Genomic DNA, 15339 nt, shown 5'->3' with positions numbered 1-15339 from the left:
TATATATGCATGCCTGACTGTTAATTCAGATTCCAGCCGTGGCGCGATAAAGTCAAGCGGTTTAATTTTCTTCGTTTTCGATCAGCAGACGTTTTTCTACCCTGAAAACCCCAAGGCAGAGCCCTGCGTTGGTAATTCCATACGTTCTTCAAAAAGCCTTTCGCCATTCTTTTTTGTGTTTCCGCGTCGGGCCTGCTTGACCTGCAAGACGATCAGCGTCTAAATATAAATATATTTTCAGTGCTGAATAAATATTCAAGCATTTCACAGAACAATAAATATTCGCCGCGTGGCCAGCCCCACAGGAGCCGCTCCATGAATGCCTTCCGCTACGACGCCCAGCAGATCAAAGAACAGGCCCGCCTGATCAGACGCAATGTCATCACCCTGAACGCCGCGTCGCCAGCAGGCGGGCATACGGGGGCTGATCTTTCAGAAACCGACATCCTCGCCACGTTGTATTTCCGGATTCTCGATACAGGCCCCGAGCGTATCGAAGACCCGGAACGCGATATCTACATTCAGAGCAAGGGCCACGGGGTCGGCGGGTTGTATTGCTGTCTGGCGCAGGCGGGATACATTCCCGAGGCATGGCTGGCGGACTATCAGCATTTCAATTCGCGCCTGCCGGGCCACCCGGTGCGGCAGAAGACGCCAGGCATCGAACTCAACACCGGCGCGCTGGGTCACGGCCTGCCGGTTGCGGTGGGCCTGGCGCTGGCGGCCAGAATGTCTGGGAGTAACAAGCGCATCTACGTGCTGACCGGCGACGGCGAACTGGCCGAAGGGTCCAACTGGGAAGCGGCCATGGCCGCCGCCAAGTACGGCCTGGACAACCTGTTCGTGATCGTCGACAAGAACAAGCTGCAACTGGCGGGTTTGACCGCAGAGATCATGCCGCTGGACCCGCTCGACGTGAAATGGGCCGCGTTCGGCTTTGCGGTCAGCGAGTGCGACGGTAACGACGTCGAACAACTGGTCAGCACCCTGGAGCAGATGCAGGTGCGCAAGGGCGCGCCTCAGGTGCTGATTGCCCACACCATCAAGGGCAAAGGCGTTTCGTTCATCGAAGCTCGGCCGGAATGGCACCATCGGGTGCCAAAAGGTGACGAAGTCAGCGCAGCGCTGGAGGAGTTGAATCATGGCGAGTGAACATTTTGCCACTGTCATGGTGGAAGCTTTTATCGCTGCCGTCGAAGAAGGCCTAGACCTCGTGCCGGTGGTCAGCGACTCGACATCCACCGCCAAGATAGCCCCGTTCATGCAGCGTTTCCCGGAGCGGGTCATCAACGTCGGGATTGCCGAGCAGTCGCTGGTGGGCGTCGCCGCCGGCCTGGCGCTGGGTGGCAAGATCGCCGCCACCTGCAACGCCGCGCCGTTCCTGATTTCCCGTGCCAACGAACAGGTCAAGGTCGATGTTTGCTACAACCAGGCCAACGTCAAAATGTTCGGTCTCAATTCAGGCACCAGTTATGGGCCGCTGGCCAGCACCCATCACTGTCTGGATGACATCTCGGTGATGCGCGGTTTCGGCAACGTGCAGATTTTCGCCCCGTCGGACCCGCTCGAGTGCCGACAGATCATCGATTACGCCCTGCGTTATCACAGCCCGGTGTACGTCCGCCTCGACGGCAAGCCACTGCGTGAACTGCATGATTCCAGCTATCGCTTCGCGCCCGGAAACGTCGATATCCTGCGCCGTGGTTCAGACCTGACCATCGTCGCACTCGGTTCGGTGGTGCATGAGGCGGTCGACGCTGCGGCGCGGCTGGCGGAGCAGGGGCTCGACGCGCAAGTCATCAACCTGTCTTCGATTCGTCCGCTGCAACGTGATGCGCTGGTCAGCGCCCTGAGCGGCAGCCGTGGGGTGATTACCGTCGAAGAACATAATATCAACGGCGGGCTCGGCAGCCTGGTGGCTGAATTGCTGGCCGAGAACGCATTGGGCATCAGCCTGATTCGCCTCGGCATTGGTGATGGCGAATACGCAGCAGCGGGTGCCCGTGAGCCGACGCGTGCTTTGCATGGCATCGATGCGGACGGCATTGTTGCGGCCGCTGCACGTTTGCGTTAGGGGCATTTCTGCATGTCGGGTACTCAGAACATGAACGAACACTCCCCGCTGATTCTGGCCATCGATGAAGGCACCAGCAACGCCAAGGCCGTGCTGGTCAACCAACTGGGGCAAGTCGTCGCCCGTGGCTCGCGGCCCTTGAGCATCAGCCACCCGCAAGCCGGTTACTCGGAGCAGGACCCGCTGCTGATCTGGCAGGCCACGCTTGAGGCGATAGCAGACTGCATGACTGGTTTACAGCGTCCGATCAGCGCGCTGGCCATCAGCAATCAGCGCGAGTCGGTGGTGGCGTGGAACCGGGCCAGCGGGGCACCCGTGTCGCCGTGCATCAGTTGGCAGTGCCGCCGTTCGTTGCCGCTGTGCAATGAACTGCACGCTCAGGGCCACGAAGCCATGATTCTGGACAAAACCGGACTGGCCCTCGACCCGATGTTTTCCGCAGGCAAAATGCGCTGGATTCTTGATCATCTGGACGACGGTCACGCTCGCGCAGCGGCAGGCGACATCTGCCTGGGGACACTCGACAGTTGGTTGCTCTGGAAACTCAGCGGCGGACATGTATTTGCCACCGACTATTCCAATGCAGCCCGCACCCAGCTGTTCAATCTGCAAAGCTGCGAATGGGACCCGCAATTGCTTGAGCTGTTTTCGATCCCTGCCGCTGCTCTGGCCGCTATCCAACCCAGCTCAGGCCTGTTTGCTCATACCGTGGCAGTCGACGGGCTCGATGCCGGTATTCCGATTCTGTCGATGATCGGCGATTCGCATGCGGCGCTGTACGGGCAGGGCGGTTTTGCCCCCGGACTGGTCAAGGCGACGCTCGGGACCGGTTCTTCATTAATGACGCCAATGGCCGGGCCCATCGCCTCTCGCCACGGTCTGTCGACGACACTGGCCTGGCACGACGGCGCGATACCGACCTACGCCATGGAAGGCAACATCGTTCACACCGGCGCGGCCGTTCAGTGGGCTGCGCGGCTGGTGGCCGGTGAGTCTATCCATGCCCTCAGCGAACAGGCCGCGCAACTGGCTGACAATGGCGGCGTGTACTTTGTGCCGGCGCTGTCCGGTCTCGGCGCGCCACACTGGCAGGCCGATGCCCGAGGGCTGATTTGCGGCCTGACGGAAGGCAGTTCTGGTGCACACATCATGCGCGCGGCGCTTGAATCCATCGGCTATCAGATTCGCGACGTGTTCGACGCGATGCAGGCCGACATCGGCAGCCCGCTCAAGGAACTCTGGGTCGACGGCGGCGCAACCCGCAACCGCTGGCTCATGCAATTTCTCGCCGACCTGCTGCAACGCCCGGTCATCCGCAGCCTGTCACCGGAAGTCTCGGCACTGGGCGCTGCACACCTGGCAGGTAAAGCCCTCGGCCTCTGGAATGACGCCGCCGACCTGCAAGCGCTGGAAAGACAACGCGAACGCTTCGACCCCGTTCCTGGCCTGAATCTGGATGGCCTGTATCAGGAATGGCAGAAGGCTCTGAGGCGGGTGGTGTGTTAATACCCAAGCATGCACAACGTTTCGGCTGACTTCATCCCAGGGGCAGGCTGCCGTGCTTTTTTGGTTCGTGTGCGTCGATCGTCCGTGATCTTGTCAGGTTTAAGAGCAGACCGGGCGACGCTTCGCTTGTCCGCGAACTGCGTTAATGTGGGAGCGGACTTGTCCGCGAGCTGCCGGGAACCGGCAGCAAAATCATCCGCCTCGGTGTATCAGACACAGCCGAGGTCGTCTGTTTCAGGGCCGCTCCGCAGCCCATCGCAGCCGTCGTAACCTCCGGAATCTCCTACGCCCTCCGGGCAGAAGCCCGTTCTCTGTCGTCAGTTGAGCGCGAATCCCTCATAACACCCCGGAGAGCAATTCGAACAGCACACGTTTCAGTTTTTCCAGCTGCCTGTCAGTCATCTAGAGCAACACAAAAATGCACGTTGCTCGGGATATTTCCTGTAGCGCGTGGGATGCTTGGCGCTGATCAGCACCTGCGCGAGTAACCTTCATGAAACGCAAAATGCCCGCGCTCAACGCGCTCAAGGCTTTCGAAGTGGCTGGCAGCACCGGCAGCTTTACCCGCGCAGCAGAACTGCTCAATGTCACCCAGAGCGCGGTCAGCCGACAGGTGCGTCAGTTGGAAGAGCAGCTTGGCGAAAACCTGTTGGAACGGCGTCATCATCACCTTGAATTGAGCAGCGCGGGCCGCGTATTGCTACGCGCGCTGCACCAGTCCTTCGACAAGATCGAGCTGACGGTGCGCAGCATCCAGCAAAATCCCATGTCAACCGGCTGCACATCAATGCGCCGCCGACCTTCACCAGCCGCTGGTTGATGCCGCGCCTGGGACGCCTGCGCGAGAAGCACCCGGAACTGGAGTTGAGCATCACCACCCAACTGCAGGACAGCCTGGCGGAAACCGCTACGCTGGATTGTGCTATCCGTTTTGGCGATGGCGAATGGGACGGTCTGGACAGCTCGTTGCTGATACAGGAACGGCATATCGCGGTGTGTGCGCCTTCCTTGTATGCACGCGAATCGAGTGAAGGCGCCATCGACCTCAACCGCCTGACATTGCTGCACGTGCTGGCCCGTGAAGACCAGCGCTACCTGACTTGGAAACACTGGCTGGATGCGGCAAAGATCAGTGGCGTCGACACCCAGGGCGGCTATGAATTCGACCTGCTTGACCTTGCCATTCGCGGCGCCATCGAGGGCCTGGGCATCACCATTGCCGACTGGCACATGGTGGCGTCGGAGCTGGCCAGCGGGCAGTTGACCCAGATGCTCAACGTGCATGTGGAGGGCCATCAGTCCTACTGGCTGGTGACCCGGCCGGAGCAAACGTCAATGCCACAGTTGCAGGTGTTCAGCCGCTGGCTGCAGGAGGAAATCTGGTTGGCGCAGCGGCAACTGGAGCCGTCCACTGCCGCGAGTTGAAGGGGGCTGGATAGATGTAACCTGCATTTTTCGAATGTTTCACCGCTCAATAAATCGTTTGTTCAACGCCCTCGGGATACCAAGACTGTAGGGACTGGATAAAAACAACGATGGGCGAATGCACATGCGATCCGAACGAAATTTTGTAAACGGTCAATTCATCGAGTCTGCCAGCGAGGCGCTGATAGCAGTTTACAACCCGGCAACCGAAGCGCTGGTGGGGTACGTTTCGGCGGCCACCACCGCACAAGCCTCTGCTGCGGTAGCCGCTGCCGCCGTAGCCCAGAAAGCCTGGGGCCAGCTGACCAGTATCGAGCGCGCCGAACACCTGCGGGCTTTGGCCGATGCACTTGATGACTGTGCGGAAAACATCGGGGAGGCGCTGGCTGCCGAGTCCGGCAAAAGCGTCGAGGACGCCAGCAATGAAGCGCGTTACGCCGCGCAGATCACCCGCTATCACGCCGAGTGGGCGCGACGCATCGAAGGCAAGATCATCCCCAGCGATACCCCGGACGAAAATCTGCTTCTGCAGCGCGCGCCGATGGGCGTTGTCGCCTGCCTGATTCCGTTCAACTACCCTGTATATACCTTGTTGCGCAAAATCGCCCCGGCGCTGATTGCCGGCAACACGGTGGTTGTGCGGCCGAGCAACAACACGCCGATCTCGGCCTTCGAGATCGCCAGGGCTGTGCAGCAATCGGGCCTGCCTGTGGGGGTGGTGAACATTCTGACCATGGACCACGCCACTGCGGCTGCGCTGTGCACCCACAAGGCGGTCGGCATGATCACCCTGACCGGCAGCGTCAATGCCGGTCGGGTCGTGCTGGATTACTGCAAGACCAACATCGCCAAACCCTCGCTGGAACTGGGCGGCAAGACCCCGGCAATCATCGAAGCCGACGCCGACCTGGAAGCCGCTGCCACTGCCATCGTGGCGTCCAAGACCACCCATTGCGGCCAGTTGTGTACGGCGGTAGAGCGGGTATATGTGCAGGAAAGCGTTTACGACGCATTCCTTGCGCTGCTCAAAAGCAAGATCAGCGCAGTGCAGTTCGGCGACCGTTCCAGCGACGCCAGCCTGATGGGCCCTCTGGTCAGCGCCAGCGCGCAACAGAACATTCACGCCATGGTCGAGCGAGCGATAGCCGACGGTGCGGTGCTGGAAGCCGGTGGTTTTATCCCGCAGGGCAGTGGCCATTTTTACCCGCCGACGCTGCTTGGCAACTGCCGTCAGGACATGGAAATCATTCAGGAAGAAATCTTCGGCCCGGTGCTGCCGGTGCTCAAGTACCGCGACATCGACGAAGCACTGGCGATGGCCAACGATCACCAGTTTGGCCTGTCATCGGTGCTCTTCACCGAGCGCTACCGCACCACCCTGAAAGTGGCCAACGCCATCGAGGCCGGCGAGTTGTACGTCAATCGCACCCCGGCGGACCCGTATCAGGGTTTTCATGCCGGCTGGAAACGCTCGGGCCTGGGCGGCGATGACGGCAAGCACGGCATGCTCGAATACACCCAGACCCGCCTGGTGGTCATGAAGTACTAGCGCGGCAGCCACACGCACTCATCCAATAAAAATAACTATCAAGGGCGCCCGTTTCATCGGGCAGCCCGAGGTCGCATACATGTCCAAGCCTGCAACCACCGTTGCCGCCATTCAGGGTTCGAGCCCGGGCCCAAAAAATCAAAGCGACACCGGACGTCGTTATTTCCAACTGATGTTACTGGTGCTGGCCGCAGGTGCGATCTACCCGATCCTGTACCTGCGTCAGGTCTATCAGACCACCATGCTTGAGGTGTTTCAGATCGACCACAGCCAGCTGGGCTATCTGTACTCGATGCTGGGGACGATCTTCCTGCTCAGCTACTTGCCCAGCGGTTGGCTGGCAGACCGGATTGCGCCGCGCTTTCTGATCTTCTTTTCGCTGGTGGCCACCGGTGTGCTGGGGCTCTGGTATTCCACGGTGCCGTCGATGACCGGGCTGATGATCATCTTCGGCTGTTGGGGGCTGACCACTGGGCTGACCTTCTGGGCCTCAGTGCTCAAGCGGGTGAAGATGATCGCCCATCACACTGAACAAGGCCGCTTCTTCGGCATCCTCGACGGCGGTCGCGGTCTGGTCGAAGCCTTGTTGGCAACGGTGGCCCTGGCGCTGTTCGCGTTTGCCACCGAAAGCCGTGGCCAGTCGTCCAGCGAAGGCTTCAAACAGGTGGTCTACCTGTATGCCTTCACCTGCATCGCCATCGGTTGTGTGCTGGTGCTGGTCAAAGACCCTGCGTCCCTGCAAGACACCGCCGCGGTGGAGAAGGGCAAATACAACCTGCTCAGCGACCTGATGACGCTGGCGAAAATCCCTGAGCTGTGGCTGGTGACGGCGATTGTGTTCTGCGGCTATCACCTGTTCTGGGCCACATACAGCTTCTCCGATTACCTGCAAGGCAATGGCATGACCGCGATCATGGCGGGCACCATTACCACCCTCAAGTTGTGGATGCGGCCGATTGGCGGCCTGGGCGGCGGTTTTCTGGGTGACCGGTCCTCGAACATATCGGTGCTGATCGTCGCGCTGACCCTCGCCACTCTGGCCATGTTCGGCCTGATCGTCTTCCCGGCGATCAACAGCCTGGGGCTACTGATCGGCACCGTGATTTTCATCGGCCTGATGGCGTATGCGATTCGCGGCCTGTACTGGGCGATCCTCGACACTTGCAACATCCCGCTGCGCATCACCGGACTGGCCATTGGCATTGTCTCGGTGATCGGCTACTTGCCGGACGCCTTCATTCCGTTGATCAACGGCTACCTGACCGAGCACTTTCCCGGTGCCCCCGGTTACCGCCTGTATTTCGGCTACATCGCCTTTGTCGGCCTGCTCGGGATTCTTGCTGCCCTGAGCCTGCGTGCCCGCATCAACCGTAAATCCTTGCTACAGAATGTTTAATCAAGACAGGTGCCTGAGATGAAAGTCGTCGCCCTTGAAACGCACATTGTTGCCGTTCCGCCTCCCCATATCGGTGGTATGTACTGGCTGTTCGTCAAACTCAAGACCGATTGCGGCATTGAAGGCGTGGGCGAAATCTACGCCGCCACGTTCGGCCCGAAAGCCATGCTGCCGATCATTGAGGACGTGTTCGAGCGTTATCTGCTCAACCATGATCCGCATCACATCGAGCGCTTTTTTCGGCAGGCCTATTCCAGCGGCTTCACCCAGCGCCCGGACCTGACCATGATGGGCGTGGTCAGCGGCCTGGAGATGGCCTGCTGGGACATCATCGGCAAGGCGGCAAACAAGCCGGTGTACGAACTGCTGGGCGGCAAGGTTAATGAGCGCCTGCGTTCCTAAACCTATCTGTACCCGGTGAACAGCCGGGGCGAGTACGACTACGACGACCCGGACCTGGCTGCCGAGTGCGCGATTGAAAACATGAACAAAGGCTTCACCGCCGTCAAATTCGACCCGGCCGGGCCTTACACCGCGTACTCCGGGCACCAGCTGTCGCTGGAAGTGCTGGAGCGCTGCGAAACGTTCTGTCGCAAGATCCGCGAGGCCGTCGGTGACAAGTGCGACCTGCTGTTTGGCACGCACGGGCAAATGGTGCCGTCCTCGGCTATTCGCCTGGCAAAGCGCCTTGAGAAGTACGACCCGCTGTGGTTTGAAGAACCGGTGCCGCCCGGCCAGGAAGAGGCCATGGCGCAGGTTGCGGCCAAGACCACCATCCCGATTGCCACGGGCGAGCGACTGACCACCAAGTACGAATTCTTCTAATTGTTGCAGGCAGGCGGCGCTTCGATCCTGCAGATGAACGTCGCCCGCTGTGGCGGCCTGCTGGAGGCCAAGAAGATCGCGAGCATGGCTGAGGCCTACTACGCGCAGATTGCCCCACACCTCTACAACGGGCCTATTGGCGCTGCGGCAAGTTTTCAGCTGGCGACCTGTACGCCGAACTTCCTGATTCAGGAAAGCATCATGACCTGGGGCGGTTTCCATGCCCAAGTGCTGACCCGACCGCTGCAATGGGAGGACGGCTACATCATCCCGCCCACCGAGCCGGGCCTTGGGGTGGAGCTGAACATGGACGTGGTGCGCAAGCATTCGCCGTACACCGGCGAGCGCCTGCATCTGCAAATGGCCGCGACCCCGGCTGATGTGAAAGACACATCGCCAGCCAGAGGCTGACGGGATTGCCCGTCCGGTGTCGGGCGGGTTCGATAACAGACTTATGCGGTAACCGTGCATGACATACGACTACATCATCGCTGGCGCAGGCTCGGCCGGTTGCATCATCGCCAATCGGCTCTCGGCCTCCGGGCAGTACAGCGTGTTGCTGCTGGAAGCGGGCGGCAAGGACAGTTCGCTGTGGTTCAGGATTCCGGTCGGTTTCGCCAAAATGTATTACAACCCGACCTTCAACTGGATGTATTACAGCCAGCCGCAAAAGCAACTGAACAACCGCGAGATCTACGCACCGCGTGGCAAGGTGCAGGGTGGCTCGGGCTCGATCAACGCCATGGTCTACGTTCGCGGGCAGGCCCACGACTTCGATGACTGGGCGGCCAACGGCAACGACGGCTGGAGTTTCAAGGACGTGTTACCGTACTTTCGCAAGCTGGAAAACCACCCGCTGGGCGAGAGTGAATACCATGGCGGAAGCGGGCCGATTGGCATCACCCCGATGAAGGGCCATACCCACCCCATCTGTGACGTGTTCCTGAAAGGGTGCGACCAGTTGGGTTATCCGCACAGTGACGACTTCAACGGCCCGACCTTCGAGGGCTCGGGTATCTATGACGTCAACACCAAAAACGGCCAGCGCAGTTCCAGCAGTTTCGCCTATCTGCACCCGGCCCTGAGCCGACCGAACCTGACGGTCGAGCACTACGCACTGGTCGACAAGGTCATCTTCGACAACCAGCGGGCAACGGGTATTTCCGTGACCCAGCGCGGGGTGGTTCGCACCTTCAGTGCCCGCAAGGAAGTGATCCTGTGTGCCGGAGCGGTCGACACGCCGAAGATACTGCAACTGTCCGGCGTGGCGGATCAGCAATTATTGGCCAGGCACCAGATACCACTGGTCAAACACCTGCCAGCGGTAGGGCAGAACCTGCAAGACCACCTGTGCGTGAGCTACTACTACAAGGCCAGCATCCCGACCCTGAATGATCAGCTCGGCTCATTGTTGGGGCAATTCAAGCTCGGTCTTGAATACCTGCTGACCCGCAAAGGCGCGTTGGCCATGAGCGTCAACCAGGCCGGCGGCTTTTTCCGTGGCACCGACGCCCAGGCCCATCCGAACCTGCAACTGTACTTCAACCCGTTGTCGTACCAGATCCCGAAAAACAACAAGGCCAGCCTCAAACCCGAACCGTGCTCAGGCTTCCTGCTGTGCTTCAACCCGTGCCGCCCCACCAGCCGTGGAAGCATCGAGATTGCCTCGAACAACCCGCGCGAAGCGGCGCTGATCGACCCCAACTACTTGAGCACGCAAAAAGACATCGACGAAGTGATTCAGGGCAGCCGACTGATGCGCAAAATCATGCAGGCTCCCGCGCTCAAAAGCATCATCGTCGCTGAGGTGCTGCCAGGGCCAGCCGTCGAGACCGATGAGCAGATGTTGCAGTATTTCCGCGAGAACTGCGGCTCGATCTACCACCTGTGCGGCTCCTGCGCGATGGGCACAGACCCACAGACATCAGTGGTGGACAAACACCTTCAAGTCCACGGGCTGCAAGGGCTGCGGATCATCGATGCCTCGGTCTTTCCGAACGTCACCAGCGGTAATACCCACGCGGCGGTGCTGATGGTGGCGGAGAAGGGGGCTGATCTGATTTTGCAGGATGCCTGAAGTTATCCCGATGCTCTGCTGAGCTGGCGAATCGAAACGGTGGTGCTCACCGCTGCGCCAGAATACTCGCCAGCAACCCCGGAAAACGGCTCTCCAGCACCTGCGTGCGCAGCGAGTTCATGTGCGTGGTGCCGATGTTGCGCGTGTGCACGAGCCCGGCATCGCGCAACACGCGGAAGTGGTGGGACATGCTGGATTTCGGTCGGCCACCGTCCAGTTCGCCGCAGGTGGCTTCGGTCACACCCGCCAGGCAGCGCACAATGCCCATGCGTACAGGGTCGCTCAAGGCGTACAGCACGCGTTCGAGGGTGAGGTCTTCAGGTTCAGGATGTTGGAAGGTTCGCATGGGGTGCATGATATCAAGGCTTCCGTTCATTGCCATAGTTCGATTACCATCGAACAAGTGAAATCCAAAGTCATCTGGCCTACGGGAGCTTTCCAATGTCTGCATTGTTCGAACCCTTCAAACTGAAAGACGTCACGCTGCGCAACCGAATCGCCATTCCGCCGATGTGCCAATACTCGGCAATCGACGGCGTCGTCAATGACTGGCACCACGTTCACCTGGCAAGCATGGCAAGGGGTGGTGCGGGTTTGCTGGTGGTTTAAGCCACCGCCGTTGCGCCGGAAGGGCGCATTACGCCAGGCTGCACCGGTATCTGGAATGACGAGCAGGCGCAAGCATTCGTGCCGATCGTCAAAGCCATCAAGGACGCCGGCTGCGTGCCGGGCATCCAGATCGCCCACGCAGGCCGCAAGGCCAGCGCCAACCGTCCGTGGGAAGGCGATGACCACATTGTCGCTTCCGATTCGCGTGGCTGGGACACCATCGCTCCGTCGGCCATTGCGTTCGGTGCCAACCTGCCGAAAGTGCCGCGCGCCATGACCCTGGAAGACATTGCCCGCGTTCGTCAGAACTTTGTCGACGCGGCACGTCGTGCCCGCGACGCCGGCTTTGAGTGGATCGAGTTGCACTTTGCCCACGGTTATCTGGGGCAGAGCTTCTTCTCCGAACATTCCAACCAGCGTACCGACGAGTACGGCGGCAGCTTCGATAACCGCAGCCGTTTCCTGCTTGAAACGCTCGCCGCCGTTCGTGAAGTCTGGCCAGAAAACCTGCCGTTGACGGCGCGTTTCGGCGTGATCGAATACGACGGCCGTGACGAACAGACCCTCACCGAGTCGATTGAACTGGCGCGTCGCTTCAAAGCCGGCGGTCTGGACCTGCTGAGTGTCAGCGTCGGTTTCAGCACGCCGGACGCCAACATTCCGTGGGGCCCGGCGTTCATGGGGCCGATTGCCGAGCGTGTACGCCGTGAAGCGGGTATTCCGGTCACCAGCGCCTGGGGTTTTGGCGAGCCGAAACTGGCCGAAGAAGCGGTTAAAGCCGGTCAGCTCGACCTGGTCTCGATAGGCCGTGCGCACTTGGCCGACCCGCATTGGGCGTACTTTGCAGCGAAAGAACTGGGCGTCGAAAAATCGGCCTGGACCTTGCCTGCGCCTTACGCGCATTGGCTTGAGCGTTATCGCTAAGGCATAGCGACGACCGGGCGGCATCGTTAATCGGTGCCAGCCCGGCATTTGGGGCAGCCATCCGTACGTGAACCGAAACTATCTGAAACAGAATGTTGACAGTCGAAATTAAGTGTAATACTGTCGTCGACACATTAAGTTTTAACGGATTCCTCCCCATGCCAACCAGCAGTCGTTTTGTGGTTGCCGTCCATACGCTGGCTGCTCTGGCCGTCAGCGATGGCAGGCCGCTACGTTCCGAAGACCTTGCCTACTCAGCGAACACCGGGGCTGTGGTGATTCGTGGGCTGTTGTCCCGGCTGAGTACGGCGGGGCTGACACGTTCGCAATTGGGTGCTGGTGGCGGTGCCTTGCTGGCCAGGCCCGCAGAGAAGATACGGTTGCTGGACGTTTACGAAGCTGTCGAGGACACCGAGCTGTTCTCGTCACACCGGGTGGCGCCCTGCGAAAAATGTGCTGTCGGGGGCAATATCCTGGAAGCCCTCGCACCTACGCTGGTTCGTGCTCGCTCTGCACTTGAGGATGAGCTTGCGAAAGTCACTGTTGCTGACATCGCAGCAGAAGTTGCGCGCCTTGGTAAATTCACTGTCCCGTTAACCTGGTGACAGTTTTGATAATAAATGTCGGTGTGACGCAAACATATCGTCACTTAAAGTTTTGCCGGTCCGGATTCACTTACAACGCTGTTCGTTTCAAGACGATTTACCTTTTTCCAACCCTTCACACAATCAGGAACACATCATGACTATTGGTATTATCGGTTCTGGCGCGCTGGGCTCAGGCATTGCTCGTATCCTTGCCAGCAAAGGCATTTCGGCCATTATTTCTAACAGTCGCGGCCCGGAGTCACTCGCCTCGCTGGTCAAGGAGCTGGGCGAATCCATCAAGGCAGGCACTGTGGAAGAGGCCGCACGTGCAGATATCGTCTTCGCCGCGGTGCGCTGGGTGGATGCAGAAAAAGTATTGCGCAGCCTGCCGGCCTGGGAAGGGCGCATCGTGATCGATGCAACCAACCCGGTGGAATTCATCGCTCCAGACTCCCCTGATGCAAAGGACCCGACCAACCCGCTCGCGGCCTATGGCATCAAGGCGGTAGATTTGCACGGCAAGTATTCAAGCGAAATCTTTCGTCAGTTCGTTCCGGGCGCGCGGGTCGTCAAGGCGTTCAACCACCTTGATGCCAATGTGTTCTCGGCGCCTGACGTAGCAGGCGGCAAGCGCGTGCTCTTCTACTCGGGTGATGATGCAGCGGCAAAAGCAGAAGTGCGCAAGATCATCGAGGACACCGGCTTCGTTCCGGTCGATCTGGGCACCCTTGATATGGGCGGCCCGTTGGCATCGCTTCCGTTCGGTTCGCTCGCTGCGCAGAACTTTATCCGGGTCTGACAGGATATTGATGCAAGGAACCTGATCAGTAAGCTTTATTTGCGCCGCACCCGCGGCGCAATGCCGGTCAGTTGCTGGCGAGCGCACGCCCAGGCCAGGTGCAGGGCGCTGCGCAGTGCCACGGCATCGACGGTCATGATGCGTACCGACACGCCGCAATCGTTCGGCAGGGCGCTGACGCCCAGGTAGCTCTCGGGAACGACGCGCAATGCGTCGCGCAAGGCCCGTTTCACATCCTCCACAGGCAAACCCTGACCCACCAGCATGAAAGTCGCCAAGGCCTGCAGCTCTGCGCTGACCCCCGGCAAGCGACGGTGCAGGTCTGCGCCGGTCAACGCCAGTCGGTCACCGGCCAGCAACTTTCCGGTCGGGCAGTGGATGTGCAGATCGGCGCGATAAAAACCGGGTAAGCCTGCGCTGCCTAGCGGGACGTGCAAGCAGAATGCATCGCAGAGCATCACGCGTGCGTTCGGGTGCAGCGTGACGTTGACCACACTGTGCAGCCGTGCCTGCGGGAACAGAATGGTCGCCATCGGCAGGTATTCCAGCAGCGCGCCGGTTTCGGCGGTCAGCATGACGCTCTGCCGGGCGGGCTGTTCAAGCATGCTGTGCGCAACCGTTGCCGCGCCGGTGCTGACATGCACCTGCGTGTGCGGTCCGGCGTGCAGTTGCAGGTGCAGCGTTTCCCCGGCAAACAGGCCGCCCGAGCACGATTGCAGATAAATCGCCGCCATGCCGGGCGGGTCTTGCGGCAGCTTCAGCGTGCGCCCGAGGTGGAAGGGGTAGCCGACCTCCTGATGAGACACATAACTGGCACCCGAAGGCGCTTTGCTGAAGGCAATGTGTGCCGTGGTTTTTTTACAGACGGGCAGCAATGCTGAATGGGCGTTCATGGGCGATCAAACAGCACGGCGCGGCTGATGGCTTCGACCACTTCATCCACGCCTTCACCGGTGGCGCAGTTGGTGAACAGCACCGCTCTGCCGTTGCGCGCGTCAGCAGATTCGCGACGCATGCGCGGCAGGTCGACGCCGACGTAAGGTGCCAGGTCATACTTGTTGACCACCAGCAGGTCACAATTCAAGACGCCGGGGCCACGTTTGCGCGGAATGTCATCGCCACCGGCAACGTCGATAACGAAGATCCAGTAGTCCACCAGGTCCAGCGAAAAGGTCGAAGCCAGGTTATCGCCGCCGGATTCGATCAGCACCAGGTCGAGATTGCCGAAACGGGCTTCCAGTTCGTCAGCCATTTGCAGGTTAAGGGTCGGGTCTTCGCGGATCGCGGTGTGCGGGCAGGCACCGGTTTCCACGGCGCGTACCCGCTGCGGGTCGATCAGACCGCTGCGCTGCACCCGCTCGGCGTCTTCGCGGGTAGCGAGGTCATTGGTGATGATCGCCAGTTCGATGCCTCGCGCGATAAAACGTGGAATCAGTTGCTCCAGCAAACGGGTCTTGCCCGAGCCGACCGGGCCGCCGATTCCGACGCGCGCAGCACCGGGGTGGGGTTGTGCGTCGGTGTGCTGGATGGGCGTATTCATAGTCGGGTTCATAGCCAGGCTCATGGTC

General features: G+C 60.2%; 11 protein-coding genes and 3 pseudogenes. 11 read left to right on the top strand and 3 right to left on the bottom strand.

Annotated features, from left to right (window positions below; genetic code table 11):
- Positions 1 to 315: 315 nt before the first annotated feature.
- The 8 genes and pseudogenes from BLT55_RS10345 (at position 316) to BLT55_RS10310 (ending at position 10852) form a co-directional block, all read left to right on the top strand.
- On the top strand, positions 316 to 1152 hold the full coding sequence (locus tag BLT55_RS10345) for a transketolase (protein WP_055001387.1): 837 nt from the start codon (positions 316 to 318) through the stop codon (positions 1150 to 1152).
- Positions 1142 to 2074, top strand: a complete 933-nt coding sequence (locus tag BLT55_RS10340; RefSeq protein ID WP_055001386.1) for a transketolase family protein — start codon at positions 1142 to 1144, stop codon at positions 2072 to 2074. Before BLT55_RS10345 ends, BLT55_RS10340 begins: the two co-directional genes overlap by 11 nt.
- A 30-nt stretch (positions 2075 to 2104) precedes the next feature.
- Positions 2105 to 3580 (top strand): FGGY family carbohydrate kinase, encoded by a 1476-nt coding sequence (locus BLT55_RS10335; protein WP_055001393.1) that lies wholly within the window; start codon positions 2105 to 2107, stop codon positions 3578 to 3580.
- A gap of 493 nt (positions 3581 to 4073) precedes the next feature.
- Positions 4074 to 5005, top strand: a pseudogene (locus tag BLT55_RS10330) (LysR substrate-binding domain-containing protein).
- 124 nt (positions 5006 to 5129) lie between these two features.
- A complete protein-coding gene (gene aldA, locus BLT55_RS10325) occupies positions 5130 to 6554 on the top strand; it encodes an aldehyde dehydrogenase (RefSeq protein WP_055002152.1) in 1425 nt (474 codons plus the stop codon).
- A gap of 79 nt (positions 6555 to 6633) precedes the next feature.
- Entirely contained in the window at positions 6634 to 7950 is a 1317-nt protein-coding gene (locus BLT55_RS10320; RefSeq protein ID WP_055002151.1) for an MFS transporter, read from the top strand.
- A gap of 18 nt (positions 7951 to 7968) precedes the next feature.
- Positions 7969 to 9186 (top strand): annotated as a pseudogene (locus BLT55_RS10315) (mandelate racemase/muconate lactonizing enzyme family protein).
- A 58-nt stretch (positions 9187 to 9244) separates the two neighbouring features.
- Positions 9245 to 10852 (top strand): GMC family oxidoreductase, encoded by a 1608-nt coding sequence (locus BLT55_RS10310; RefSeq protein WP_055002150.1) that lies wholly within the window; start codon positions 9245 to 9247, stop codon positions 10850 to 10852.
- A gap of 46 nt (positions 10853 to 10898) precedes the next feature.
- Here the strand turns inward: BLT55_RS10310 and BLT55_RS10305 are convergent, their stop codons facing one another.
- Entirely contained in the window at positions 10899 to 11234 is a 336-nt protein-coding gene (locus BLT55_RS10305) for an ArsR/SmtB family transcription factor (RefSeq protein WP_007249753.1), read from the bottom strand.
- A gap of 59 nt (positions 11235 to 11293) precedes the next feature.
- On the opposite strand from BLT55_RS10305, the pseudogene BLT55_RS10300 reads away from it, so the two are divergent.
- From BLT55_RS10300 to BLT55_RS10290, 3 genes and pseudogenes are all read left to right on the top strand, one after another.
- Positions 11294 to 12385 (top strand): annotated as a pseudogene (locus tag BLT55_RS10300) (NADH:flavin oxidoreductase/NADH oxidase).
- A gap of 158 nt (positions 12386 to 12543) precedes the next feature.
- A complete protein-coding gene (locus BLT55_RS10295) occupies positions 12544 to 12990 on the top strand; it encodes an Rrf2 family transcriptional regulator (protein ID WP_007249751.1) in 447 nt (148 codons plus the stop codon).
- 136 nt (positions 12991 to 13126) lie between these two features.
- Positions 13127 to 13771 carry an NADPH-dependent F420 reductase gene (locus tag BLT55_RS10290; protein WP_055002149.1) on the top strand — a complete coding sequence of 215 codons (645 nt, stop codon included), beginning with the start codon at positions 13127 to 13129 and terminating at the stop codon, positions 13769 to 13771.
- A 35-nt stretch (positions 13772 to 13806) separates the two neighbouring features.
- Here the strand turns inward: BLT55_RS10290 and BLT55_RS10285 are convergent, their stop codons facing one another.
- Positions 13807 to 14664: an urease accessory protein UreD gene (locus tag BLT55_RS10285; RefSeq protein WP_055002148.1), complete on the bottom strand. Its 858-nt coding sequence runs from the start codon at positions 14662 to 14664 to the stop codon at positions 13807 to 13809.
- Positions 14661 to 15323 (bottom strand): urease accessory protein UreG, encoded by a 663-nt coding sequence (ureG, locus tag BLT55_RS10280; protein WP_074801352.1) that lies wholly within the window; start codon positions 15321 to 15323, stop codon positions 14661 to 14663. Before ureG ends, BLT55_RS10285 begins: the two co-directional genes overlap by 4 nt.
- Positions 15324 to 15339 lie beyond the last annotated feature (16 nt).

This window comes from Pseudomonas cannabina (assembly GCF_900100365.1).
Classification (GTDB): Bacteria; Pseudomonadota; Gammaproteobacteria; order Pseudomonadales; family Pseudomonadaceae; genus Aquipseudomonas; species Aquipseudomonas cannabina.
This window is presented reverse-complemented; position numbering and strand designations above follow the sequence as displayed.